Raw genomic sequence first — 22,525 nt, forward strand, 5'->3', positions numbered from 1 at the left:
CATCCTCATACAAGCCCACGGATGGCGCACCCCCCCGTGGACACGGACGACAGGACAGGACAGCGCATCGTGCCCGAGACCACCCGCAGCGCAAACGGCCTCACCGGAACCCGCTACGGCAACCGCCCGACGATGAAGGACGTGGCGGCGCGGGCCGGGGTCGGGCTGAAGACCGTTTCCCGGGTGGTCAACGGCGAGCCGGGCGTCACACCCGACACCGAGCGCCGGGTGCAGGAGGCGATCGAGGCCCTCGGTTTCCGCCGCAACGACAGCGCACGGGTGTTGCGCAAGGGCCGCACGGCCAGCATCGGTCTGGTGCTGGAGGATCTCGCCGACCCCTTCTACGGGCCGCTCAGCCGTGCCGTGGAGGAGGTGGCCCGTGCCCACGGCGCCCTGCTGATCAACGGCTCCAGCGCGGAGGACCCGGACCGCGAGCAGGAGCTGGCGCTGGCTCTGTGCGCGCGTCGGGTGGACGGTCTGGTGGTGATCCCGGCCGGGGACGACCACCGCTATCTCGAACCCGAGATCAGGGCGGGCGTGGCGACGGTGTTCGTGGACCGGCCGGCCGGGCGGATCGACGCCGACGTGGTGCTGTCCGACAACTTCGGCGGTGCGCGGGACGGCGTCGCCCATCTGATCGCGCACGGCCACCGCCGGATCGGCTTCATCGGCGACATGCCCCGCATCCACACCGCCGCCGAGCGGCTGCGCGGCTACCGGGCGGCCATGGAGGACGCGGGGATACCGGTCGAGGACCGCTGGATGTCCCTCGGGGCGACGAACCCGGAGCGGGTGCGCCGGGCGGCGGCGGACATGCTGTCCGGACCTGACCCCGTGACCGCGGTGTTCACGGGCAACAACCGGGTGACGGTCACCGTGATCCGGGTCCTCGCCGAGCAGTCCCGGCGGGTCGCCCTCGTCGGCTTCGACGACATCGAGCTCGCCGATCTGCTGCAACCGGGCCTCACGGTCGTCGCCCAGGACTCGGCTGCCCTCGGCCGTACCGCGGCCGAACGCCTCTTCCGCCAGTTGGACGGCACCCTGGTCGCACCTGAGCGCATCGAGTTGCCCACGCGCCTGATCGCGCGCGGCTCCGGCGAGCTGCCGCCGGCGGACTGAGCCGCGGATGACCGGACGCACGCTGGAGGAACTCGGGCTCGCCGCGGCGGCCCGCGACCACCCGCTGACCTATCCCGGCGCCTGGCCCGCCGACTCCGGGCTGCTGGACCGCGACCGGATGCTCCCGCTGGAGCGTCTGGTGTACGCGGACCGGGTGCCGGTGCTGGCCGTCGGTTCCAACGCCAGCCCCGGCCAGCTGCGGCACAAGATGACGGAGTGCGGGATCGACACCCCGATCCCCATGGTGCGCACCCGGGTGTCCGGCCTCGACGTCGGTGTCTCCGCGCACGTCAGCCGCATGGGGTATGTCTCCGCCTCGCCCGTCAGGTCGCCGCGTTCCGTGCGCGAGTTGTTCGTGATCTGGCTGGACCCGCGGCAACTGGCCGCGATCGACGCCAGCGAGGGCGTCCCGCTGCCCGGCGGGAACTTCCGGCGGGCCTGGCTGCCCGCCCCCGACGTGCGGGTCGAACTGCCCGACGGCTGCCTGCTCGACGGGGCGTACGTGTACGTCAACCGGCACGGGGTGCTGCGCAACGGCACCGCCGCGCCGCGTCTGCATCCCGGCAGCCAGCAGGTCCTGCTGACCGAACTCCTCGCTTCCTCCGCCCCGTTGCGGGAGCTGTTCGGTGTCACACCGGAGGAGTTCTGCGCCCGGGCCCGTGGGAACCCCGCACTGTGCGCGCGGGGCACGCGGCTGTTCGCCGAGCAGAAGTGGGTGACGGCATCGGGGCTGGAGCCCTACGCCGTCGGGTCGGCGGACCGGTAGTCCCGGCTGCGGGGCGCCGCCGCCGGCCTGGAGGCGGCTGTCGGCCGCGTTCGGTGCGGCCGACTGCCGTTTCGGTGCTGCCCGTCCGTCAGGGGCGGGACGGCTCCTCGGTCACACCGACGGGTGGAAGATCGCGACGATGCTGGGGTTCCGCTTGACGGTGATCTCGTACGCGTTCGGTGGGAGGGGTCGGCCTTCGGCGCCTTCTGTCCGGACTCGGAACGCTGGGATCGCGGGAGCGTCACGGTGTCGCCCGGGTGCCCGCCGGGGGCAGCTTCGTGGTGTCGATCTCCTGCAGGCGGTACTCGCCGGGCCGCTTGGGCAGGGGCGAGAACAGGTAGTCCTTGGTGCCGGCCTCGATGACGCCGTCGAGGGTGACCGCCCCCTTCCTGCAGAGCCCGATGATGGACAGGGACACCGCGTCCTCGGGCCGCTTCGGGTCGTGGACCTCCCAGTGACGGTGCCGTCCGTGTCCCTGCGGTAGTGGTCCCGCACGGCGGTGATGCCTCGCCGGCCGCGGAAGAGGGGGAACGTGCGGATCTCCGGCACCCCGTCCTTCTGCTTGTTGCACAGGTCGGCGTACTGCTTGGGGGTTGGTGCGCAGCACGGCGGTGCGCAGCACCCAGGGTTCTTTGGAGTCCGTCCCGGCGTGTGCGGCGGGCGTGGCCATGGCCAGTGGCAGGGGGCGAGGAGAGCGGTCGCCACGGTGCCGGCGACGAGCAGGGAACGACGCATCGGGGACGTCATCCTTTCCGTGGGGAAATCGGTCCCATGATCAGCGTCGGGCGCGTCGTGCCTGCGCACACGGTCGCGCCGGGGCGAAGTCGCCCTGAGGTACATCCGGTCAGCCGCCAACGGCGCGGGCCAGGACCGCGTCGGGACGCGCCTCGCCCCCGCTGCCCGTGCGAGGAGGGCGGCGGGGGCGAGGCGCACGGCCGGCCGGGGCCGGGGGAACGGCGTGCTACTTCGCCGAGGCGGTCAGGTCGCCACGCCGGGGTGCGGCGAAGCCCTCCAGGTCGGCGCGGGTGAGGCCGGTCAGCCGGGCGACCTCGGCGATGTCGAGGGCGCCGCAGTCCAGGCCGCGCAGCAGGTAGCCGCTGAGGGCCTTGGCGGTGGCGGGCTCGTCCATCACGTCGCCGCCGGCGCGGTTGGCGTAGCGGGCGAGGCGGCCGGCCGCCTGCTCGAAGCCCTCCCGGTAGAAGGCGAAGACGGCGGCGTAACGGGTGGGGATGTGCCCGGGGTGCATGTCCCAGCCCTGGTAGTAGGCGCGGGAGAGGGCGCGGCGGGTGAGGCCGTAGTGCAGGCGCCAGGCGTCGTGGACCTTGGCGGTCGGGCCGACCGGGAGGACGTTGGTGGAACCGTCCGAGACGCGTACGCCGGTGCCCGCGGCGGCGACCTGCATGATCGCCTTGGCGTGGTCGGCGGCCGGATGGTCGCTGGCCTGGTAGGCGGCGGACACGCCGAGGCAGGCGCTGTAGTCGAAGGTGCCGTAGTGCAGACCGGTGGCGCGGCCCTCGGCGGCCTGGATCATGCGGGCGACGGTCGCGGTGCCGTCGGTGGCCAGGATGGACTGGCTGGTCTCGATCTGGATCTCGAAGCCGAGCCGGCCGGCGTCGAGGCCGTGCGCCTTCTCAAAGGCCTCCAGGAGACGGACGAACGCGCTCACCTGCTCGGGGTACGTGACCTTCGGGAGGGTCAGCACCAGGCCATCGGGCAGGCCGCCGGCCTCCATGAGGCCGGTGAGGAAGACGTCGAGGGTGCGGATGCCCCGGTCGCGGACGGCCGCCTCCATGCACTTCATACGGATGCCCATGTACGGCGCCGCCGTGCCGTTCTCGTAGGCCTCGGCGATCAGGCGGGCCGCGCGGGCCGCCGCCACGTCCTCCTCGGCGTCGGGACGGGGGCCGTAGCCGTCCTCGAAGTCGACGCGCAGGTCTTCGACGGGCTCGCGCTCCAGCTTGGCGCGGACCCGGGAGTGGACCGGCTCGGCGAGCTCGTCGGCCAGGCCCAGGACGGCCGCGAAGGAGGCGGCGTCCGGGGCGTGCTCGTCGAGGAGGGCGAGGGCCTGGTCGCCCCAGGTGCGCAGGGTGTCGGCGGCGAAGGCGTCACCGGGGACGTAGACCGTGTGGACGGGCTGCCGGGTGCCGGGGTCCCCGGGGTAGCGGCGCTCCAGCTCCGCGTCGACCGGTGCGAGGGAGGCGCTGATCTCCTCGCTGACCGCGCCCGCGAGGCTCGTCGCCACCTTCTCCTGCTGACCCATCCCACACCCTCCTGTTTTCCGCTTTACGGAATCAACAATCCGTAGAACGAAGTTATCCGCGTGGTTCCCCCTGGTCAACACCCCGTCCGGACCGTGGTCCTCCGCTCGCCGGTCGTCACCAGGATGCACCGAGGCCCCTGTGACCGCGCCGGTCACAGGGGCCTCGGGATGCCAGGAGGAAGGTCAGCCCTTGCGGGCCTTGATCTCCTCGGTCAGCTGCGGGACGACGTCGAAGAGGTCGCCGACCACGCCGTAGTCGACCAGCTCGAAGATCGGGGCCTCGGCGTCCTTGTTGACGGCCACGATCGTCTTGGAGGTCTGCATGCCGGCGCGGTGCTGGATCGCACCGGAGATGCCGTTGGCGATGTACAGCTGCGGCGAGACGGACTTGCCGGTCTGGCCGACCTGGTTGGTGTGCGGGTACCAGCCGGCGTCGACGGCGGCACGCGAGGCGCCGACGGCCGCACCGAGGGAGTCGGCGAGCGCCTCGATGATCGAGAAGTTCTCCGCGCCGTTGACACCACGGCCGCCGGAGACCACGATCGCGGCCTCGGTCAGCTCCGGACGGCCCGTCGACTCACGCGGCGTACGGCCGGTGACCTTGGTGCCGGTCGCCTTGTCCGAGAAGGACACGGACAGGGCCTCGACCGCACCGGCGGCCGGGGCGGCCTCGACGGCCGCGCTGTTCGGCTTGACGGTGATGACCGGGGTGCCCTTGATGACCCGGGACTTGGTGGTGAAGGACGCGGCGAACACCGACTGGGTGGCCACCGGACCCTCGTCGCCGGCCTCCAGGTCGACGGCGTCGGTGATGATGCCGGAACCGATGCGCAGCGCCAGACGGGCGGCGATCTCCTTGCCCTCGGCGGAGGACGGCACCAGCACGGCAGCCGGGGAGACGGCCTCGTGGGCGGCCTGGAGGGCGTCCACCTTCGGCACGACCAGGTATTCGGCGTACTCGGACGCGTCGTGGGTGAGGACCTTCACCGCGCCGTGCTCGGCGAGGGTGGCGGCGGTGTCGGCGGCACCGTTGCCCAGGGCGACGGCGACGGGCTCGCCGATGCGGCGGGCCAGGGTCAGCAGCTCCAGAGTGGGCTTGCGGACGGCACCGTCCACGTGGTCGACGTAGACGAGGACTTCAGCCATGGGATTGCTCTCCTGCGAAAAGAAGTTGAGGGGCGGTCAGCGACTGCGGGGCCTTAGATGAACTTCTGGCCCGCGAGGAACTCAGCGAGCTGCTTGCCGCCCTCGCCCTCGTCCTTGACGATGGTGCCGGCCGTGCGGGCCGGACGCTCGTTCGCGGCCTCGACCTTGGTGAAGGCGCCGTCCAGACCGACCTCCTCGGCCTCGATGTCGAGGTCCGACAGGTCCCAGGACTCCACCGGCTTCTTCTTGGCCGCCATGATGCCCTTGAACGACGGGTAGCGGGCCTCACCCGACTGGTCGGTGACCGACACGACCGCCGGGAGCTGCGCCTCGAGCTGCTCGGAGGCGGCGTCGCCGTCACGGCGGCCCTTCACCGTGCCGTCCTCGACGGAGACCTCGGAGAGCAGGGTGACCTGCGGGACACCCAGACGCTCGGCGACCAGCGCGGGCACGACGCCCATGGTGCCGTCGGTGGAGGCCATGCCGGAGATCACCAGGTCGTAACCGGCCTTCTCGATGGCCTTGGCCAGCACCAGCGAAGTGCCGATGGCATCCGTGCCGTGCAGGTCGTCGTCCTCGACGTGGATGGCCTTGTCGGCACCCATGGACAGCGCCTTGCGCAGCGCGTCCTTGGCGTCCTCCGGGCCGATCGTCAGGACGGTGACCTCGGCGTCGTCCGCGTCCTCCGCGATCTGAAGCGCCTGCTCGACCGCATACTCGTCCAGCTCGGAGAGCAGACCGTCCACGTCGTCGCGGTCGACGGTCAGGTCATCGGCGAAGTGCCGGTCGCCAGTGGCGTCGGGCACGTACTTCACAGTGACAACGATCCTCAAGCTCACGCCGGCTCTCCTACTGCATCGTCATTTCCTGGCTGCCTCTTGGAGGCAGCATAGGCGCCTCAAGCGGCCGATCCCGGTCGGGGCGTCCGCGCGCTCATCCGCGCGCTCCGACCGAAATATTACTCGTCAGTACACCGAGTTCATGCCCGCTAAGCAAGCGCTTTGAACTGTGACCTTCGCAACGCAGCGTAACCGGAACTCGACGGCTTCGCAGGAGAGCGGGCGCGTGATCAATCCCGCAGGCCGTTGAAGCGGCCCTGGTGGTAGAGGAGCGGCCGGCCGGAGCCGGAGGGGTCGCCGAGGACGACTTCGGCGAGCACGATCCGGTGATCGCCGGCCGGGACGCGCCCGACGACGCGGCACACGAGCCAGGCGAGCACGTCGTCGAGCACGGGCACCCCCTCCGGACCCTCCCGCCAGGCGGTGGGCGCGCCGAAGCGGTCGGCGCCGCTGCGGGCGAAGGTCGCGGCCAGCTCACCCTGGTGCTCGCCGAGGACGTGGATGCCGACATGGTCCGTCTCGGCTATCGCCGGCCAGCTGGAGGCGCCGATGCCGATGCCGAAGGAGACGAGCGGGGGCTCGGCGGAGACGGAGGTGAGGGAGGTGGCGGTGAAGCCGACCGGGCCGGCGGCCCCGCGCGCTGTGATCACCGCGACACCGGCGGCGTGCCGGCGGAAGGTGGAGCGCAGCAGATCGGGAGAGGCGAGCTGGTAGGTGCCGAGGTCGGGCGTGGCCGTCATCGAGGTGTCCTTCTGTGGGAGGGGGCGAGCGGGTCCGTGGCTGCTCAACGGCCCGGACAGCGGGCGCTCGCGGTGCGGGCGAGGTCGATGTGCACCCGCCCGTGGAGAAGGATCTCGGTCGGCATACGGTCAGGCTGACGATAGGTGGTGCGCACAGTCAAGTACGATCCGGGATTCGGGAGGCCTCCCACGACGTCCTGAAACCCCCTCACACCGCTTCCCCCAGAGCCGCGATGACGTCGGCCTTGCGGGGCTGTCCGGTGGCGCGCCGCACCACCCGGCCGTCACCGTCCAGGACCAGCACGGTGGGTGTCTTGAGGATCTGCAACTCGCGTACGAGGTCCAGGTGGGCCTCGGCGTCGATCTCGACGTGGGTCACGCCGGGGACCATGCCGGCGACCTCGCCGAGGACGCGCCGGGTGGCCCGGCAGGGCGCGCAGAACGCGCTGGAGAACTGCACGAGGGTGGCCCGCTCGCCGAGTTCACCGCCCAGTTCGGCCGCTCCGAGCCGCTTGCCGTCGTCGCGCCCGCGCACCCGCACTCTCCCGTTCCGCCGCTTGTGCAGCACACCGTGGATGCTCGCCGCCGCGAGCACCGCCACGCACACCATCAGTCCGGCCATCATCCGCACAAGCATTCACGAGACTGCAAAGATTCCCCGCTCCCGGAAGAGTTTCCCTTGCGGAATGCTTGATTCATGGACATCGATGCACGAGGGCCGCGCTTCGCGGCGGCCATGACGACGGCCGTCCTGGCCGTGTCCTTGATCACGCAGAACGCCTGGCTACTGGGGTGGCAGACGCTGGCGTTCGCGCTCGGCGCCGCCGCGGGCGTGCAGCGTTCGCCGTACGGCTGGGCGTTCCGCACGGCGGTACGGCCGCGGCTCGTGCCGCCGAAGGAGTTCGAACCGCCGGAGCCGCCACGGTTCGCGCAGGCGGTGGGGCTGCTCTTCGCGGGACTGGGTCTGGTCGGGTTCACGGTGGGACCCCAGTGGCTGGGCCTGGCCGCGACCGGCGCCGCGCTCGCCGCCGCCTTCCTGAACGCGGCGTTCGGGTACTGCCTCGGATGCGAGACGTTCCTGCTCCTGAAGAGGGCCACGGTACGGGCGGAGTGAAGAGGGATCGACGAGGCGAGGCGGGTGCCGGCAGAAGTGACGAGGATCTCGCCGCCGCGGGGCACCAGGACTGGCTACCCGTCCGTTCTTCGGGCACGATCTGCGAGACGCCGTAAACCTACGGCTGCGTAACTTTCCCGCCGGGAGCCCCCCCTTTCCCGAGCAGAGCAGAAAGGGTCCACCCCGCCCATGGCAGAGCTGGTCTACCGTCCCGTCATCGGTTTCGCCAAGACGTTGTTCAAGGTCTGGGATCTGAAGATCGACTGCCAGGGGTCGGAGAACATCCCGCGCTCGGGCGGCGCCGTGCTGGTGAGCAACCACATCAGTTACCTGGACTTCATCTTCAACGGCCTGGCGGCCCTGCCGCAGAAGCGCCTGGTGCGCTTCATGGCGAAGGAGTCCGTCTTCCGGCACCGGGTCTCCGGGCCGCTGATGCGCGGCATGAAGCACATCCCGGTGGACCGCACGCAGGGCGAGGCGGCCTACGCGCACGCGCTGGACTCGCTGCGCTCCGGCGAGGTCATCGGGGTGTTCCCGGAGGCCACGATCTCCCAGTCGTTCACCCTGAAGAGCTTCAAGTCGGGCGCGGCGCGCCTCGCCCAGGAGGCCGGCGTCCCGCTGGTCCCGATGGCGGTGTGGGGCACCCAGCGGCTGTGGACCAAGGGCCACCCCCGTAACTTCAAGCGCAGCCACCTGCCGGTCACGATCCGGGTCGGCGAGCCGGTGGAGGCACCCCGCGACCAGTACGCCGGCGCCATCACCCGACGGCTGCGCGAGCGCGTCCAGGAAGTCCTCGACGCCGCCCAGCGCGCCTACCCGGGCCGCCCCAAGGGCGCGGAGGACTCCTGGTGGCTCCCCGCGCACCTCGGTGGTACGGCACCGACGGTGGAGCAACTGCGCACGGCCGAAGTGCACTGAGGCAGCCCCGCAGGGCGGCCGACCGGCGTCCCGCGCTCCGGCCGCGATGCGCCGGAAGCCCTCCACCCGGGATCGTGACGCGTCGACCCGGCCGATAGGGTTCGCGGTCGTGACGGAGAGCCGCGCGGCTCTCGTGTGCCGAACGCTGTACGGGGGCTCGACTTTGCGGCGCTGGTGGAAAGTTACGTTGGCGGCCGCGGCCGTGCTGGCTCTGGCCGGGTGGATCTGCGCGCCCTATGTGAAGGACCGGTGGCTGCTGCACACCGCCTGTGACGGCGCACTGCCGTCCGGCCCGGTGCGTGAACTCGCCTCCGGTGGCGGCCACTTCACGGAGGCCGACACATCGGCGCACCCCCGGCTGGGGGACTACGGATGCACTCTGCGCTTCGAGGGCCAGGGCGACAGCACGCTGGTGGTGCGGATGACCGCCTACACCCAGCGGGACGATCAGGACGCCGACTTCCTGTACGTCTTTCCCCAAGAAGGCTTCCCCTACCTGCGTCCGTTGCCGCGAGGCCTGCCCGGGTTCGTCGACGAGACGGGCGACCTCCGGTTCCTGCTGCGCTGCCCCGACCTGGGCAAGGACGCCGAGGGCCGGCCACGCCGGATGCTGGTGACCGCCACCCCCGGTATGGCAACGGCCCGCACCGGCCACGCCGTCTACGAGACGGTCGTCCCGCTGGTCAACTCCGCCTCGCGGCACCTGGGATGCGGTGCGAAGCCACTGACGGTGCCGAAGGGTGGCGCCGCGCCTACGGAACCCGGCAAGGGCGAGCGGGCGTTCCCGGTCACCGAGGCGGGCCGCACCGCGTGCGGCTGGGTGGCTCGCGCGCGGATTCCCGAGGCGGCCACGTGGCAGGTGGAGCCGCTGATGAACGACGCGGCGCCGGCCGGGCGTTGTGACCTGGCCACGGGGGGACGGGCGGGACGGAGCATGCGGTTCGCCGCCTGGTACGGCGACTGGAGCAACCGCTTGGTCTTCTCCTCCGACAGCGGCGGGCGCCGTGCACTGACGGCGAGCGCCCGCTGTGACGGCGAGGCCGCCAACTTCGCGGTGAGCGCGTCGAAGGGGATCCCGGGTGTCGGCACGGCGGAGCAGCGCAGGCTGCTGAAGGCCTTCGCCGAGGACCAGGTGGAACGGCGCGGCTGCTCGGGGTTGCGCGCCTGACGGGCTGACCGCGGTGGGGCGCCGCGGGTCCGGTACGGCGGCCGCACCGGACCGTGCGGACCGTCAGAGCGGCCCGTACCGGAACGCCTGCAGGTACGCGTCGTCGAGGATCTGCCGGATGGCCGACGCCCGCCCGGTCGGCACGTTCCGGGCCTCGGACCAGGCGTCCAGCGTCAGGGCCATCTGTCGGCGGCCGTCCGTGAGTTCGCCCTGCACGGGCCCGCTCACCGGCCTGCCGGCGATACTGCCCGTCGGCGGCCGACCGGCCTGCTGCCGGGGCGCGGCGCGGTAGGCGCCCCGGGTGTGGCGGCGCACGGTCGTGTCGAAGGAGTCGAGGTCGGCGATGTCACCGGCGCGGGCTCCCTGCGTCCGGGCGTACATGAGGGTGCCGATGCGGCGGGCGATGTCCTCGAGGTCGTTGTCCACGCCGAGGGTGGGCGGCGAGTCCTTCTCCCCCGGTTCCTTCTCGGGGTGGTAGTCCGGGTCGGTGCCGAGACGGGTGAGCCGCTCCAGGTAGTGGGCGAGATAGGCCCGTTCGGCGTCGTAGAGGATCGCGAACGCCTCCGGGTCGGTCGCCAGTTCACGGAAGAGCGCTCCGGTGTCGGCCGTCACCGTGCCCGTGTAGTCGAAGGCGAAGTCGGGGTGCGCCTCGCCGGGGGCGAGAAAGGGGCCGAAGCGGGACCAGCCCGCCTGGTCGGGGGCGGCGTCCGAGCCGGAGGCCGCCGGGGTGGCGGCATCGGGGGAGTCCATGGTGAGGAGGGTGGCGTCGGGGACGTAGCCGGCGAGCATGCGGGCCAGGCCCGGCGCCGCACCGGGCGGCACGTCGGCCTCGTGGTAGGCCGCGGTGACGGCATAGACCACGCGCGCCTGGGCCAGGGTGTGCGGTGCGCCGGGTTCGGTGACACCGGTGGCGGCGTCCACCACCCGGCCGAGCACCCGGGCGCCGTCGCCGCACAGGGCGCCGGACGGCAGGAGCGCGCGTACGGCGTCGAAGCGCGACATGTCGTCCCGGGGGTCGAGGGCGCGGGTCGCCGCTGCCGGGCGCCCGGCCGACGCGCGGGTGGCGGCGGGGAGTTCCGTGCAGGAGCCGTCCCCCGCGCCGAGCGCGAGCGGCACGGCGACGGCACCCGCCACGAGGGCCACCGCGACGGTGCAGGCGAGCACCGGGCGCCGCCGCACCCGAGCGAACCGCCCACCGGCCGCCCCGCCCTGCGCCGTGAGGGACTCTCCCGGTACGGCACCGGAGGACGCCTCCTGCTCCGCGCCGGTCCCGCCTTCCCGGTCACCGGCGACTTCCAGCCGTGCCCGCCCGGCGGAATTCCCACCCTGCGCCTCAAGGGACCCTTCCGGTACAGGACCGGAGGACGCCTCCTGCTCCCCGGCAGCTCCGTCCTCCCGGTCACCGGCACCCTCCTGCTGTTCCTGGCCGGTGGGCTCTCCGGCGGCGCGGTTCCGGTGAGCGGCGTCCTCCCTGCGCGCCCGGGCCGCGTCCTGCCCGGTCCCGGTCGTCGTGTCTTCTTCCGCTGCTCCCCCGTTGCTCATGGCCGGGAGATTAGCGAGTGCGACGGGACCGGTGTCAGGCGGGGGTGCGGGCGGAGACCGGCGAACAGACCTCGATGCGTGCTCCGGGGCTGAACTTCTGCACCAGTTCAGCGAGTTCGGCGCCCGCGGTCTCCGCCTCGGCGACCGGCATCGGCGCGAGGGTCTCCAGCAGGAAGACACCGGAGACCGTCTCCTCGGTGAGGCGGGTGCGCGGGCCCTGGCGCCAGTTCCAGCGGCGGCAGGTCACACCGGCGTCGTCGCACCACACCACCTCGCCCGCCTCGGGGTGTTCGACGACCTCCGCGCCACCCGCGACGGTGACGAAGTCCTCCTCGCCCGTGGCGCGCACCAGCCGCATCCCGCCCTGGATCCGGTCGAGGTCCTCGCCGCCGACCGGCACCAGGTGGGCGACGCTGACGGCGTTGTAGAGGTCCACGAGCAGGTTGATCCGGGGCAGCCCGGCGTCGGACAGGGCCCGCTTGGCCAGCGCCTCGGCCGAGTTGCGGGTGCGCGACGGCTTGGCGCCGAACGCGGTGTACGTCTCCCGCCAGGCCGCCATGTGCGGGTCCTCGTGCGGCGCCCGGCCGGCCAGGCGCGTGGCGAGGCGGCGGGTGGCGTCGTCCAGCAGGGCCGAACTCGCCTCGGTGCTCGGCCCGTTGACGAGGTCGTACGCCTCGATCGCGACGTGTGTGAAGCCGGGCGCGAGCGCACGGACCTCGTCGGACACGGTGAGCGTGAAGGTCATCAGTCTCGCCTCAGAGTGCGTCGGGGAGCGCCTTGCACAGGTACGGCCGGTCCGGGGCCGACTTCAGGGCACGCAGGACGACCGGATGGGGTTCAGCGTACAGGACTGGATAGTCCATCTCATTGGACGCCGGGTCGGGGATCCAGGCCAGCCGTTCACCGTCGAGGGAGAACTGCGCGTCGACGCCCGGCTTGTTGCCGCGCGGGTCCTGCCGGTGCCAGGCGCCGTTGAACCGTACGGCGATCAGGCCGTGGACGGCGTGACCGCCCGCGTCGTCGGTCAGGCGCTGGTAGCAGAGGGCGGTCGGGATGTCCTCCGCGCGCAGCAGCGCGGCGAGGGCATGAGCCTTGGCGTAGCAGATGCCGGTGCCCAGACGCAGCACGTCCGAGGCGCGCCAGGTGACGCGAAGGTCGCCGGAGTCCCGGGAGTGCCGGATGGTGTCCCGCACGAATTCATAGGCGGCCCGCGCATATTCATACGAGTCGCCCGCCCTCTCGGCCAACCGCGCGGCCACCTCCCGGACCACGGGACGGTGATGGTCGATGACCTCGTCTGCGGCCAGGTAGGCGGACAGGTCGGCAGTGTTCTGGATCAGCTCCATGAGCGCAGAGCATAGGAATGCGATCACCCGACAGTCAATGACTTTTCAGGTGACCGCATATCTATGCACTTTGAGGGTCGATACGCTCCGGAGCCGGTGCGCTAGCGCGCCATCTCCTCCTTGAGGGCCGCGACGAAGGCGTCGACGTCGTCCTCGGTGGTGTCGAAGGAGCACATCCAGCGCACCACCCCGGCGGCCTCGTCCCAGAAGTAGAACCGGAACCGCTTCTGCAGCCGCTCGCTCACGTCGTGCGGAAGCCTGGCGAAGACGCCGTTCGCCTGCACCGGGTAGAGGATCTCCACGCCGTGCACCGCACGGACACCCTCGGCGAGCCGCTGGGCCATCTCGTTGGCGTGCCGGGCGTTGCGCAGCCACAGGTCCTTCGCCAGCAGCGCCTCCAGCTGCACCGACACGAAGCGCATCTTGGAGGCGAGCTGCATCGACAGCTTCCGCAGGTGCTTCATCCGCCGCACCGCGTCCTGGTTGAGGACCACCACGGCCTCGCCGAACAGGGCGCCGTTCTTCGTCCCGCCGAGCGAGAGGATGTCGACGCCGACCGCGTTGGTGAACGCCCGCATGGGCATGTTCAGGGAGGCGGCGGCGTTGGCCATCCGGGAGCCGTCCAGGTGCACCCGCATGCCGTGCGCATGGGCGTGCTCGCAGATCGCGCGGATCTCCTCGGGCGTGTACAGAGTGCCCAGCTCGGTGCTCTGGGTGATCGACACGACCTGCGGCATGGCGCGGTGCTCGTCCTCCCAGCCCCAGGCCTGCCGGTCGATCAGCTCGGGCGTGAGCTTGCCGTCCGGTGTGGGCACGGTGAGCAGCTTCAGACCGCCCATGCGCTCGGGGGCGCCGCCCTCGTCGACGTTGATGTGCGCGCTCTCGGCACAGATCACCGCGCCCCAGCGATCGGTGACCGCCTGGAGCGCGACGACGTTCGCGCCGGTGCCGTTGAAGACCGGGAAGGCCTCCGCGGTGGACCCGAAGTGGCTGCGGATGATCCGCTGGAGGTTCTCGGTGTAGTCGTCCCCGCCGTAGGCCACCTGATGGCCGCCGTTGGCCAGGGCCAGGGCGGCCATCACCTCCGGATGCGCCCCGGCGTAGTTGTCACTGGCGAAACCGCGGACCTCCGGGTCATGGTGGCGACGCGCGTCGGTCTTGGGAGGGTTCACGGCTTCTCGGTCAGCCACAGACGGTTTCCGTTCACTTCGGCGGCGGACTTGCTCCAGACGCCCTCGATGGCCTCGGCCAGGTCCGAGACGTCGGTGAAGCCCGCGAACTTCGCGTTGGGGCGCTCGGCGCGCATCGCGTCGTGCACCAGCGCCTTCACCACCAGGATCGTAGCCGCGGACGTCGGCCCCTCGGCACCCCCGGCCTTGCGGAAGAAGTCGGCCATGGCGAGCGTCCACGCCTCGGCAGCGGCCTTGGCCGCGGAGTACGCCGCGTTGCCGGCGGTCGGCTTCGAGGCGCCGGCCGCGCTGATCAGGACGTACCGGCCCCGGTCACTGCGCTGCAGCGCCTCGTGGAACGCCAGGGAGGTGTGCTGCACGGTCTTGACCAGCAGCAGCTCCAGGAAGTCCCAGTCGTCGAGACTGGTCTTGGTGAAGGTCTCGCTGCCCCGCCAGCCGCCGACCAGGTGGACCAGGCCGTCGACCCGGCCGAAGTCCTCCTCGATGTGCGCGGCCCAGTCCCGGGTGGACTGCAGGTCCAGCAGGTCCACCGTGTCGCCGGTGACGGTGGCGCCACCGGACGCGTACCGGGCCGCGTCCACGGCCTCGGAAAGCCGCTGCGGGTCGTTGTCCGCCCCTACGACGGTCGCCCCGGCCTCGGCCAGGCGCAGCAGGGCCGCGCGGCCGGCGGGTCCACCCGCGCCGGCCACCGCGATCACCGCACCGCTGAGAGGCCCGTTCGCCCCGTTCCCCATGTTCTTCCCCTCTGAAGCAGTGTCCTGGACGCGGTCGCTCACGCGGCGACCCGCTCGGCGCTGTCCGCCGTGATGCCCTTGGTGGAGGCGATCACATTCTTCAGCTTCTTGGACAGCGCCTCGTAGAACATGCTCAGCGGAAACTCGTCCGGAAGCACGTCGTCGACGAGCTTGCGCGGCGGCTGGGTCAGGTCCAGGGCGTCGGGACCCTTGGCCCACTTGGAGCCGGGGTGCGGGGCGAGGTAGGTGGAGACCAGCTCGTAACCGGCGAACCAGTGCACCAGCTTCGGGCGGTCGATGCCGTCCTTGTACAGCTTCTCGATCTCGGCGCACAGCTGGTTGGTGACCTGCGGGGCGCGCTCCCAGTCGATGGAGAGCTGGTTGTCGGTCCAGCGGACGACGTCGTGCTTGTGCAGGTAGGCGAAGAGCAGCTGGCCGCCGAGGCCGTCGTAGTTGCGGTTGCGGTCGCCGGTGACCGGGAAGCGGAACATGCGGTCGAAGAGCACGGCGTACTGCACGTCACGGGCCTGCGGGACGCCGTCCACCTCGAGCTTCACGGCCTCCTTGAAGGCGGTGAGGTCGCAGCGCAGCTCCTCCAGGCCGTACATCCAGAACGGCTGGCGCTGCTTGATCATGAACGGGTCGAACGGCAGGTCGCCGTGGCTGTGGGTGCGGTCGTGGACCATGTCCCACAGCACGAAGGCCTCCTCGCAGCGCTTCTGGTCGTGGACCATCGCGGCGATGTCCTCGGGCAGCTGAAGGCCGAGGATGTCGACGGCCGCGTCGGTGACCCGGCGGAAGCGGGCAGCCTCGCGGTCGCAGAAGATGCCACCCCAAGAGAAACGTTCCGGCGCCTCACGGACGGCGATCGTCTCGGGAAAGAGCACCGCGGAGTTGGTGTCGTAACCCGAGGTGAAGTCCTCGAAGGTGATGCCGCAGAACAGCGGGTTGTCGTAGCGGGTGCGCTCCAGCTCGGCCAGCCACTCCGGCCAGACCATGCGCAGCACGACCGCCTCCAGGTTGCGGTCCAGGTTGCCGTTCTGCGTGTACATCGGGAAGACGACCAGGTGCTGCAGGCCGTCCTCACGGTTCGCGGCGGGCTGGAAGGCCAGCAGGGAGTCCAGGAAGTCCGGCACCTCGAAGCCCCCCTCGGCCCAGCGGCGCAGGTCCTTCACGAGGGCCTCGTGGTAGGCGGCGTCGTGCGGGAGCAGCGGGGAGAGCTGCTCGACCGCCTCGACGACACGGCGTACGGCCGCCTGGGCATCGGCCCGCCGGGGCGCGCCCTCGGCGTCGAAGTCGATCGACCCGTCCTTCGACTGCCATGGCCGGATCTGCTCCACGGCATCCTTGAGCACGGGCCAGGCCTGATGCTCCACGACCCTGGTCTGCGAAGGAACCTGCTCCTCCGCACCCGCCTGCACAAGAATTTCCGTCATGTCCCATCCTCCACGGGAGAAGCTCGCGTAAGGACACCGTATGCATACCCGGTTCAGCCATCAAGAGGCAGCTCGGGAAATTTTTCTGCTCGCAACCTTGGTCACCGACATTTTTCCTGCGCCAAACCGTGACGGCGCTCACTTTCCGTCGAGAGGCCGAGGAAAGGGCGGCGGTGGTGTCCGGCCGGTCAAAGATCGCGGGACTCGCCCACGGCCGGGTGACGGCCGGGGCGGTTTCCGGCCAGCTCGCGCCCCCTGATGTGCCCCGATCGCACGCGCACGTACGGCTCCTTCGCGCCGCCCGGCGATTAGGCTGCCACCCTGCCCGCGTGGACGACGGCGTCCGTCCGTTCCGCGTGCGCCGAGCCGCCGTCGACGGAAGCGAGTCGAACCTTGAACTTCCTTACCATCGGTCACCGCGGGGTCATGGGTGTCGAGCCCGAGAACACCCTTCGTTCCTTCGCCGCCGCACAGCAGGCCGGCCTCGATCTGATCGAACTCGATCTGCACCTGAGCAAGGACGGCGCCCTGGTCGTCATGCACGACGCCGAGGTGGACCGCACGACCGACGGCTCCGGGCCGATCGCCGACAAGACCCTCTCCGAGCTGCGCGCCCTCGACGCGGGCCGCGGGGAGCGCGTACCGGTCTTCGAGGAGGTCCTGGACGCGGTGGACGCGCCCCTGCAGGCCGAGATCAAGGATGTGGCGGCGGCGCGGGCGCTGGCCGAGGTGATGCACGCGCGGGACCTGGTCGCTCGCGTGGAGGTGTCCTCGTTCCACGACGAGGCGATCTCCGAGATCGCCCGGCTGGTGCCGGGCGTGCGGACGGCGCTGATCGCGAGCCGCTACGGCACCGACGTCGTCGAGCGTGCCGTCGCCGTGGGCGCCGCGACCCTCTGTCTCAACATCCGCCGGCTCACGCTGGAGGTCGTCGAGCACGCGCGCGGGAAGGACCTGCGGATCATCGGCTGGGTGGTCAACACCCAGGACCATCTGCGGCTGGTCCGCGCGCTCGGGCTGGACGGCGCGACCACCGACTTCCCGGAGATCAAGCGCACGGGCCGGTTCACGGCGTAACGGTCGGGCCGGACCGCTCAGGCGAGCTTCTTGACCAGCAGCTCGAACTGAAGGTCGTCGCGCTGCGGGATGCCGAAGCGCTCGTCGCCGTACGGGAACGGCGTCATCCGTCCCGTACGGCGGTAGCCGCGGCGCTCGTACCAGGCGATCAGGTCGTTGCGCACGGAGATCACCGTCATGTGCATCTCGCTGACGCCCCAGGCCTCCAGGGCCCGGCGCTCCGCCTCCGCGATGACGGTCCTGCCGAGGCCGGCGCCCTGCAGGGTGGGGCTGACCGCGAACATGCCGAAGTAGGCGTGGTCACCGCGGTGTTCCAGCTGGCAGCAGGCGACGATCCGGCCGCCCTGCTCGACCGTCAGCAGCCGGCTGTCGGGCGACTTGATCACCTGGAGCACGCCCTCGGGGTCGGTCCGCTGTCCCTCCAGGATGTCCGCCTCGGTGGTCCACCCGGCCCGGCTGGCGTCCCCGCGGTACGCCGACTCGACCAGGGCGACCAGGGCGTCGACGTCGGCGTCGGTGGCGTCACGGAAGGAGAGTCCGGTGGCGGCGGTGTCCATGAGGTGGCCTTTCGATCTCGGGCGTGGCTGAGCCAGGGACGAGGGTAACCCTGCCACTAGGCTGCGCCTGCATGGTGCACGTACTCAGCGGCCGGACACTCCTGCGGCCCACCGACCCCGAACGCTCCCGCGCCTTCTACGGCGAGCAACTGGGCCTGTCCGTCTACCGGGAGTTCGGTACGGGCCCCGAGCGCGGGACGGTCTACTTCCTCGGCGGCGGTTTCCTCGAGGTCTCCGGACGGTCCGACACCCCGCCCTCGGACGCGATGCGACTGTGGCTGCAGGTCGCGGACGCGACGGCCGCGTGCGAGGAGCTGCGGGCGAAGGGCGTCGAGATCGTCCGGCCGCCTCTGCGGGAGCCCTGGGGCCTGATCGAGATGTGGATCGCCGACCCCGACGGCGTCCCGATCGTGCTGGTGGAGATCCCGGCGGACCATCCCCTGCGCCACCGGCCGGGAATCTAGGTGTACTCGGCCTGAAGGTTGGTGACTCGCGTCGGTAGTTGATCAAGAGGAGACCTCCGGGGGCACCGCTCGGCGTGCCTCGGCGAGGGCGGCGCACCCCGGTCCGGGCGCTCGAGCAGGTGGTACAGCGGGCCGGAAAGCAGGACGACGTCCACGGACATGTCCGGCACGTCGAGCGCGCGGGCGTCGCCGTGGCGTGCGGTCACGCCGGGCGGCCGGGCCGCCCGGTCGACGTACAGGGGCACCGGGTCGAGCAGTTCACCCGGTCGCCGTCGGCGGCGAGTCACTGCGCGTGGACGCCGCTGCCGCCGCCCACGTCGAGGATCCTCGCCGGTGCCGGCGGCAGGAGTCTGCGCAGCACGTCCCGGGTGCGCCGGAACTCCAGCCGCCCGGCGCCCGGGCGCAGCCGGCCGTCCTCCTCGTCCCGGCCGTCGTACGCGGCGATCTCCTCGGCGAGCACGGGTGCCGTGGCGTCCTCGGTGTCCACGCCGCAGACCCTGGCGGAGCCCGCGGCGGGACAGCAAGCGTTTTCCACGCGGCCGGGCCGCTCCGATGGCCGCGCTCCGGGGCGGCGGCTAGCGTGCGGTGAGGAGATCACGCCTCGTGCGACAGGCCTGCCCGCCCGGCCGGAAGGAACCGCCATGAAGTTCGACGAGCCGGTGACCGGCGGACCCTGCTGGACCGAGCTGGGAACCAACGACCTGGACGCCGCCAAGCGGTTCTACACCGAGCTGTTCGGATGGCTGCCGCAGACCGATCCGCGGCAGGAAGCGGGCGGATACACGGTGGCCCACCTGGGGGACGCGGCGGTGGCCGCGCTCACCCCGCTGTACCAGGAGTCGCAGCCGGTCGCGTGGAACGTGTCCTTCGCGGTGCCGGACGCGGACGCGGCGGCACGGCAGGTGGAGGAGGCCGGCGGCACGGTGATCCTCGGTCCGATGGACGTGTTCGACATGGGCCGGTTCGCGGTGGCCATGGACCCGACGGGTGCGGTGTTCCAGCTGTGGCAGGCGCGGTCCTTCGCGGGCGCCGGGCTGCTCAACGCACCCGGCACGCTGGGCTGGGTGGAGCTGGCCACCCGGGACACCGAGCGCGCCCTGGACTTCTACACCACGGTGTTCGGCTGGAGCGTCAGCGCCTCGGAGTCGTACACGCAGTGGGGCATCGACGGGGCGGACTTCGGCGGCATGGCCGACATGGGCGAACGGTTCCCGCCCGAGGTGCCGCCGCACTGGCTGCCGTACTTCGCGGTGGACGACGTGGACGCGACGGCGGAGGCCGCGGCGCGGGCGGGCGGCGCCGTCGTCCTGGCTCCCGTGTCGGTACCGGACGGCCCGCGCATCGCGCTGCTGCGGGATCCGCAGGGAGCGGCCTTCGGGGTGCACCGGGCCGGCGAGGAGGGCTGAGGACGTCTGGTGGCGCGCCCACCTCGGTGAGCGCGGTGCGCTAGCGCCCCTGGTTCCGCAGCGCCCCCATGCGCCCCTCCAGGCGGCTCAGCAGCTCGGCGAGGAGCCCGGCGAGGTCGCCCTGTCCTTCGGGGGCGAGGACCGACAGCACGGCGGTCTCGTAGGAGAGCTGCTCGGGGAGGATGCCGTCGACCAGGTCACGGCCCGAGTCGGTGAGGTGGACGTGGGCGACCCTGCGGTCGCGGGTGTCGCCGCGCCGCTCGACCAGACCGCGTTCGGTCAGCTGCTTGAGCCGCTTGGTGACGGCGGCTCCGGAGGAGAAGGTCTCCCGGACCAGTTCCCCCGGGGTCAGCGGGTGGCCGGTGCGGCGCAGCGCGCCGAGCAGGTCGAACTCGGCGCGGCTGAGTCCGGCGCGCCGCAGGGGGGCGTCCTCGGCCTGCTGGAGCAGGGCGGCGCAGCGGTTGATCCGCCCGATGACCTCCATGGGCCCGGTGTCCAGTTCCGGATGCACGGCCTGCCACTGACGGACGACCGCGGCGACGGTGTCGCCCCGGTCGGCCTCGGCGGGGTCCGCCGGGAGGGGGTGACGCCGTCGCGAGCCGGGCCCGTCGGCGCTGTTTCCCCGCTCCGGACCCGCCTCGGGCACTCCACCGACGGGGCCGCCGCCCTGCGGAACCGCGCCGGACTCGTCGGCACCGTCTTCCGGGACGCGGCCGGCGTCGGGCACCCCGTAACCGGCCTTCGGGCGGGCGCCGGGTTCGTCGGTTCCGTGTCCCGGGCCCAGGACTGCCCCGGACACTCCGTCCCCGGGTTCACCGCCCGGCAGGCGGGCGTCGGGACCGTCCGCGGCGTCCGTCGACCGCGGGCCCGGCGCGGACGCCCCACGCCCTGATCCCTCGTCCCGCAGGTGCGCGTCGGTCCCGTTGTCATGGGCCTCGGCCCGCGCGCCCGTCCGGCCGCTTCCGCTCCCCCGGCGCGCGTCGTCCGCCCCGCCCGTCGGCGCCGGTGTGCCGTTCGTCGGCGTCATGGCCGTATGTCCTCCGTCGTCCTGCCCGGGTCCTGGTGCCGCGGTACGAGGCCCTGGCGTCGTACCGCCGCCGCGAGCGTACGGTGTCCTGCCTGTTCGGCGAGCACGACCCGCTCCTGGGGCAGGGCGCGCTGCCACCACTCGCCCGCGGCGGCGTCGGCCGTGGCGCGCAGGTCGACGAGGGCCGCGGCGAGGGTGCGCCGGGCGGACTCCAGAGCGCCGGGGGCCGGGTGCGGCTCGGCCAGCAGCCGGGCGGCGCTCTCGCGGGCGCGTTCCGCCGTGTTCAGGGCCTGCTCGAGGCGGTCCCCCGCGCGCCGGTTGGTGACGGCGACCGCGGCGACGAAGCCGACCAGCGCGCCGACGAGGGTGTCCGCGACCCGCTCGGTGATCAGCTGCCCGGGGTCCTGGCTGCGGGCGAACTCGGTGACGAGCAGGGCCATGGGCGTGACGCAGACGGTGCCCAGCCAGTAGTTGCGGCCGATCAGGGCCTCCGCGCCGAAGTTGAGGGCGACCGCGCACAGCACCAGCGCGACGGGGTGCAGATGGGCGAGCGGGGCGAGGGCGGCGAAGAACAGCACCCCGACGAGGTTGCCGACGACGCGCTGGACGCCCCGGTTCCAGGTGAGGGTGACGTTGGCCTGGTAGAGGGAGGCGGCGGTGACCAGCGCCCAGTAGGGGCGGCCGACGCCCAGCGCGAGCGCGGCGTAACCGGCGAGGGCGCAGCCCGTCGCGGTGCGCGCGGCCAGCGGCACGAGCGGGGCGAGCCGGTGCCTGAGCGGCCGCCGCGCGACCGCGAGTTCGGCGTCCACGCCGAGGAGTTCGTCGGCCGACTCGCGCGACGGCTCCACGCGCGGTATCCGGCCGGTGCCGCGCAGTTCCCGGGCCCAGGCACGCAGCCGTGCCGGGTCGGTGTCGGCCGGTGCGGCGAGGGCGACCTCGGCACGGACGAGGAGCTGTTCCAGGGCGCGCCGGGTGGGGTCGGGCCGGAGGCCGGGGGCGAGCAGTGACTGCCAGGCGGCGTGGAGGGCGGCGGCGCTCGCGCCGCGGGCCCGCGCGTGGCCGTCGGCGGTGCCGCGGGTGTCGGCGTACGCGGCGGCGGCGTTCAGCGCCTGGGCGGTGGCGCGGCGCTCGGGGCCGTACGGGCGGAGCAGTCCGGGCGCCATGCCGACCAGCCAGGCCCAGGCACCCGCCGCCAGGGCCAGCCCGATGTGCGCCGGCACCTGGCCGAGCGTCTGGGGTGCGAACAGCGAGGCGGAGCTGATGAAGGTGAGGACGACGTTGCCGGGCGGCCCCAGCCGGGTGGCGTCGCACACCGCCTTCTGCACGGCCGCCATGACGGCACCGACGGTGACCAGCACGACGGCGTCGGTGGTGAGCGCCGCCGCGAACAGGGAGACGGCGAGGCCGCCGACCATGCCGAGGACCACCCGGGCCAGGACGCGGGCTCGGGCGGCGTAGGGCCGGTTGTGGCCGTAGAGCGCGCACAGGGAGCCCGCCATCGTGTACATGGCCAGGTCGAGGCGGCCGAGCCCCACCAGGATCAGGTTGGGCGGGGCGACCGAGGCGACGACGCTCAGGGCGGGCTTGAACCAGATGTCGGAGGGCCGGCCGAGGCGGAGCACTCCGGCGAGGGGAAGTCGGTGGGGGGTCGCACTGCTCATACCTCCAAATTTAAC

At 72.2% G+C, this 22,525-nt stretch carries 25 protein-coding genes; 8 read left to right on the forward strand and 17 right to left on the reverse strand.

Features of this window, described 5'->3' with window-relative positions; translation table 11 throughout:
• The first annotated feature begins 21 nt into the window (after positions 1-21).
• Both ACIHEJ_RS05755 and ACIHEJ_RS05760 read left to right on the forward strand, forming a co-directional pair.
• Entirely contained in the window at positions 22-1,119 is a 1,098-nt protein-coding gene (locus tag ACIHEJ_RS05755) for a LacI family DNA-binding transcriptional regulator (RefSeq protein ID WP_400132371.1), read from the forward strand.
• Between the two features lie 7 nt (positions 1,120-1,126).
• The gene (locus ACIHEJ_RS05760; RefSeq protein WP_400132372.1) at positions 1,127-1,885 is read left to right on the forward strand and encodes a hypothetical protein; all 759 of its coding nucleotides are present in this window, start codon (positions 1,127-1,129) and stop codon (positions 1,883-1,885) included.
• A gap of 241 nt (positions 1,886-2,126) precedes the next feature.
• Here the strand turns inward: ACIHEJ_RS05760 and ACIHEJ_RS05765 are convergent, their stop codons facing one another.
• The 6 genes from ACIHEJ_RS05765 to ACIHEJ_RS05790 all read right to left on the reverse strand — a co-directional run bounded on the left by ACIHEJ_RS05765 (position 2,127) and on the right by ACIHEJ_RS05790 (position 7,492).
• Positions 2,127-2,303, reverse strand: coding sequence for a hypothetical protein (locus tag ACIHEJ_RS05765; protein WP_400132373.1), 177 nt, complete (start codon positions 2,301-2,303; stop codon positions 2,127-2,129).
• Between the two features lie 543 nt (positions 2,304-2,846).
• Positions 2,847-4,145: a DUF6986 family protein gene (locus ACIHEJ_RS05770; protein WP_400132374.1), complete on the reverse strand. Its 1,299-nt coding sequence runs from the start codon at positions 4,143-4,145 to the stop codon at positions 2,847-2,849.
• A gap of 183 nt (positions 4,146-4,328) precedes the next feature.
• The gene (locus tag ACIHEJ_RS05775; RefSeq protein ID WP_400132375.1) at positions 4,329-5,291 is read right to left on the reverse strand and encodes an electron transfer flavoprotein subunit alpha/FixB family protein; all 963 of its coding nucleotides are present in this window, start codon (positions 5,289-5,291) and stop codon (positions 4,329-4,331) included.
• A 53-nt stretch (positions 5,292-5,344) separates the two neighbouring features.
• Positions 5,345-6,130 (reverse strand): electron transfer flavoprotein subunit beta/FixA family protein, encoded by a 786-nt coding sequence (locus ACIHEJ_RS05780; protein ID WP_388790693.1) that lies wholly within the window; start codon positions 6,128-6,130, stop codon positions 5,345-5,347.
• A gap of 230 nt (positions 6,131-6,360) precedes the next feature.
• The gene (locus ACIHEJ_RS05785; RefSeq protein ID WP_400132376.1) at positions 6,361-6,870 is read right to left on the reverse strand and encodes a flavin reductase family protein; all 510 of its coding nucleotides are present in this window, start codon (positions 6,868-6,870) and stop codon (positions 6,361-6,363) included.
• A gap of 208 nt (positions 6,871-7,078) precedes the next feature.
• Positions 7,079-7,492 (reverse strand): TlpA family protein disulfide reductase, encoded by a 414-nt coding sequence (locus ACIHEJ_RS05790; protein WP_400132859.1) that lies wholly within the window; start codon positions 7,490-7,492, stop codon positions 7,079-7,081.
• Between the two features lie 75 nt (positions 7,493-7,567).
• Between ACIHEJ_RS05790 and ACIHEJ_RS05795 the strand changes: the two genes are divergently transcribed.
• The 3 genes from ACIHEJ_RS05795 to ACIHEJ_RS05805 all read left to right on the forward strand — a co-directional run bounded on the left by ACIHEJ_RS05795 (position 7,568) and on the right by ACIHEJ_RS05805 (position 10,070).
• Positions 7,568-7,984 carry a DUF4395 domain-containing protein gene (locus ACIHEJ_RS05795; protein WP_400132377.1) on the forward strand — a complete coding sequence of 139 codons (417 nt, stop codon included), beginning with the start codon at positions 7,568-7,570 and terminating at the stop codon, positions 7,982-7,984.
• A 189-nt stretch (positions 7,985-8,173) separates the two neighbouring features.
• On the forward strand, positions 8,174-8,902 hold the full coding sequence (locus tag ACIHEJ_RS05800) for a lysophospholipid acyltransferase family protein (RefSeq protein WP_400132378.1): 729 nt from the start codon (positions 8,174-8,176) through the stop codon (positions 8,900-8,902).
• A gap of 187 nt (positions 8,903-9,089) precedes the next feature.
• Positions 9,090-10,070, forward strand: a complete 981-nt coding sequence (locus ACIHEJ_RS05805) for a hypothetical protein (protein ID WP_400132379.1) — start codon at positions 9,090-9,092, stop codon at positions 10,068-10,070.
• Positions 10,071-10,133: 63 nt separating this feature from the next.
• On the opposite strand, the gene ACIHEJ_RS05810 is transcribed toward ACIHEJ_RS05805, so the two are convergent.
• From ACIHEJ_RS05810 to ACIHEJ_RS05835, 6 genes are all read right to left on the reverse strand, one after another.
• Positions 10,134-11,612, reverse strand: a complete 1,479-nt coding sequence (locus ACIHEJ_RS05810; RefSeq protein ID WP_400132380.1) for a hypothetical protein — start codon at positions 11,610-11,612, stop codon at positions 10,134-10,136.
• Positions 11,613-11,646: 34 nt separating this feature from the next.
• Positions 11,647-12,357, reverse strand: a complete 711-nt coding sequence (locus ACIHEJ_RS05815; protein WP_400132381.1) for a B3/4 domain-containing protein — start codon at positions 12,355-12,357, stop codon at positions 11,647-11,649.
• A gap of 10 nt (positions 12,358-12,367) precedes the next feature.
• Entirely contained in the window at positions 12,368-12,958 is a 591-nt protein-coding gene (locus tag ACIHEJ_RS05820) for a transglutaminase domain-containing protein (protein WP_400132382.1), read from the reverse strand.
• A gap of 101 nt (positions 12,959-13,059) precedes the next feature.
• On the reverse strand, positions 13,060-14,130 hold the full coding sequence (locus ACIHEJ_RS05825; RefSeq protein WP_400132383.1) for a threonine aldolase family protein: 1,071 nt from the start codon (positions 14,128-14,130) through the stop codon (positions 13,060-13,062).
• Positions 14,127-14,882: an SDR family NAD(P)-dependent oxidoreductase gene (locus tag ACIHEJ_RS05830; protein WP_400132384.1), complete on the reverse strand. Its 756-nt coding sequence runs from the start codon at positions 14,880-14,882 to the stop codon at positions 14,127-14,129. Before ACIHEJ_RS05830 ends, ACIHEJ_RS05825 begins: the two co-directional genes overlap by 4 nt.
• Before the next feature lie 38 nt (positions 14,883-14,920).
• A complete protein-coding gene (locus ACIHEJ_RS05835) occupies positions 14,921-16,318 on the reverse strand; it encodes a DUF6421 family protein (RefSeq protein ID WP_400132385.1) in 1,398 nt (465 codons plus the stop codon).
• Between the two features lie 393 nt (positions 16,319-16,711).
• On the opposite strand from ACIHEJ_RS05835, the gene ACIHEJ_RS05840 reads away from it, so the two are divergent.
• Positions 16,712-17,395 (forward strand): glycerophosphodiester phosphodiesterase, encoded by a 684-nt coding sequence (locus tag ACIHEJ_RS05840; RefSeq protein WP_400132386.1) that lies wholly within the window; start codon positions 16,712-16,714, stop codon positions 17,393-17,395.
• A 17-nt stretch (positions 17,396-17,412) separates the two neighbouring features.
• On the opposite strand, the gene ACIHEJ_RS05845 is transcribed toward ACIHEJ_RS05840, so the two are convergent.
• A complete protein-coding gene (locus ACIHEJ_RS05845) occupies positions 17,413-17,952 on the reverse strand; it encodes a GNAT family N-acetyltransferase (RefSeq protein WP_400132387.1) in 540 nt (179 codons plus the stop codon).
• Between the two features lie 71 nt (positions 17,953-18,023).
• Between ACIHEJ_RS05845 and ACIHEJ_RS05850 the strand changes: the two genes are divergently transcribed.
• A complete protein-coding gene (locus ACIHEJ_RS05850) occupies positions 18,024-18,416 on the forward strand; it encodes a VOC family protein (RefSeq protein WP_400132388.1) in 393 nt (130 codons plus the stop codon).
• On the opposite strand, the gene ACIHEJ_RS05855 is transcribed toward ACIHEJ_RS05850, so the two are convergent.
• Positions 18,413-18,661: a class I SAM-dependent methyltransferase gene (locus ACIHEJ_RS05855; RefSeq protein WP_400132389.1), complete on the reverse strand. Its 249-nt coding sequence runs from the start codon at positions 18,659-18,661 to the stop codon at positions 18,413-18,415. The genes ACIHEJ_RS05850 and ACIHEJ_RS05855 overlap by 4 nt on opposite strands.
• A 38-nt stretch (positions 18,662-18,699) precedes the next feature.
• A complete protein-coding gene (locus tag ACIHEJ_RS05860; protein WP_400132390.1) occupies positions 18,700-18,903 on the reverse strand; it encodes a hypothetical protein in 204 nt (67 codons plus the stop codon).
• A 154-nt stretch (positions 18,904-19,057) separates the two neighbouring features.
• On the opposite strand from ACIHEJ_RS05860, the gene ACIHEJ_RS05865 reads away from it, so the two are divergent.
• Entirely contained in the window at positions 19,058-19,822 is a 765-nt protein-coding gene (locus ACIHEJ_RS05865) for a VOC family protein (RefSeq protein ID WP_400132391.1), read from the forward strand.
• Positions 19,823-19,862: 40 nt separating this feature from the next.
• Here the strand turns inward: ACIHEJ_RS05865 and ACIHEJ_RS05870 are convergent, their stop codons facing one another.
• Positions 19,863-20,468, reverse strand: coding sequence for a MarR family winged helix-turn-helix transcriptional regulator (locus tag ACIHEJ_RS05870; protein WP_400132860.1), 606 nt, complete (start codon positions 20,466-20,468; stop codon positions 19,863-19,865).
• 377 nt (positions 20,469-20,845) lie between these two features.
• Positions 20,846-22,510, reverse strand: coding sequence for an FUSC family protein (locus ACIHEJ_RS05875; protein WP_400132392.1), 1,665 nt, complete (start codon positions 22,508-22,510; stop codon positions 20,846-20,848).
• Positions 22,511-22,525 lie beyond the last annotated feature (15 nt).

The organism is Streptomyces sp. NPDC052301 (genome assembly GCF_044593395.1).
Lineage (GTDB): Bacteria > Actinomycetota > Actinomycetes > Streptomycetales > Streptomycetaceae > Streptomyces.

Coding starts and splice junctions, on each gene's coding strand:
- ACIHEJ_RS05755 (WP_400132371.1), top strand. CDS start 22: ATGGCGCACCCCCCCGTGGACACGGACGACAGGACAGGACAGCGCATC.
- ACIHEJ_RS05760 (WP_400132372.1), top strand. CDS start 1,127: ATGACCGGACGCACGCTGGAGGAACTCGGGCTCGCCGCGGCGGCCCGC.
- ACIHEJ_RS05770 (WP_400132374.1), bottom strand. CDS start 4,145: ATGGGTCAGCAGGAGAAGGTGGCGACGAGCCTCGCGGGCGCGGTCAGC.
- ACIHEJ_RS05775 (WP_400132375.1), bottom strand. CDS start 5,291: ATGGCTGAAGTCCTCGTCTACGTCGACCACGTGGACGGTGCCGTCCGC.
- ACIHEJ_RS05785 (WP_400132376.1), bottom strand. CDS start 6,870: ATGACGGCCACGCCCGACCTCGGCACCTACCAGCTCGCCTCTCCCGAT.
- ACIHEJ_RS05790 (WP_400132859.1), bottom strand. CDS start 7,492: ATGGCCGGACTGATGGTGTGCGTGGCGGTGCTCGCGGCGGCGAGCATC.
- ACIHEJ_RS05795 (WP_400132377.1), top strand. CDS start 7,568: ATGGACATCGATGCACGAGGGCCGCGCTTCGCGGCGGCCATGACGACG.
- ACIHEJ_RS05800 (WP_400132378.1), top strand. CDS start 8,174: ATGGCAGAGCTGGTCTACCGTCCCGTCATCGGTTTCGCCAAGACGTTG.
- ACIHEJ_RS05810 (WP_400132380.1), bottom strand. CDS start 11,612: ATGAGCAACGGGGGAGCAGCGGAAGAAGACACGACGACCGGGACCGGG.
- ACIHEJ_RS05815 (WP_400132381.1), bottom strand. CDS start 12,357: ATGACCTTCACGCTCACCGTGTCCGACGAGGTCCGTGCGCTCGCGCCC.
- ACIHEJ_RS05820 (WP_400132382.1), bottom strand. CDS start 12,958: ATGGAGCTGATCCAGAACACTGCCGACCTGTCCGCCTACCTGGCCGCA.
- ACIHEJ_RS05830 (WP_400132384.1), bottom strand. CDS start 14,882: ATGGGGAACGGGGCGAACGGGCCTCTCAGCGGTGCGGTGATCGCGGTG.
- ACIHEJ_RS05835 (WP_400132385.1), bottom strand. CDS start 16,318: ATGACGGAAATTCTTGTGCAGGCGGGTGCGGAGGAGCAGGTTCCTTCG.
- ACIHEJ_RS05845 (WP_400132387.1), bottom strand. CDS start 17,952: ATGGACACCGCCGCCACCGGACTCTCCTTCCGTGACGCCACCGACGCC.
- ACIHEJ_RS05850 (WP_400132388.1), top strand. CDS start 18,024: ATGGTGCACGTACTCAGCGGCCGGACACTCCTGCGGCCCACCGACCCC.
- ACIHEJ_RS05865 (WP_400132391.1), top strand. CDS start 19,058: ATGAAGTTCGACGAGCCGGTGACCGGCGGACCCTGCTGGACCGAGCTG.
- ACIHEJ_RS05875 (WP_400132392.1), bottom strand. CDS start 22,510: ATGAGCAGTGCGACCCCCCACCGACTTCCCCTCGCCGGAGTGCTCCGC.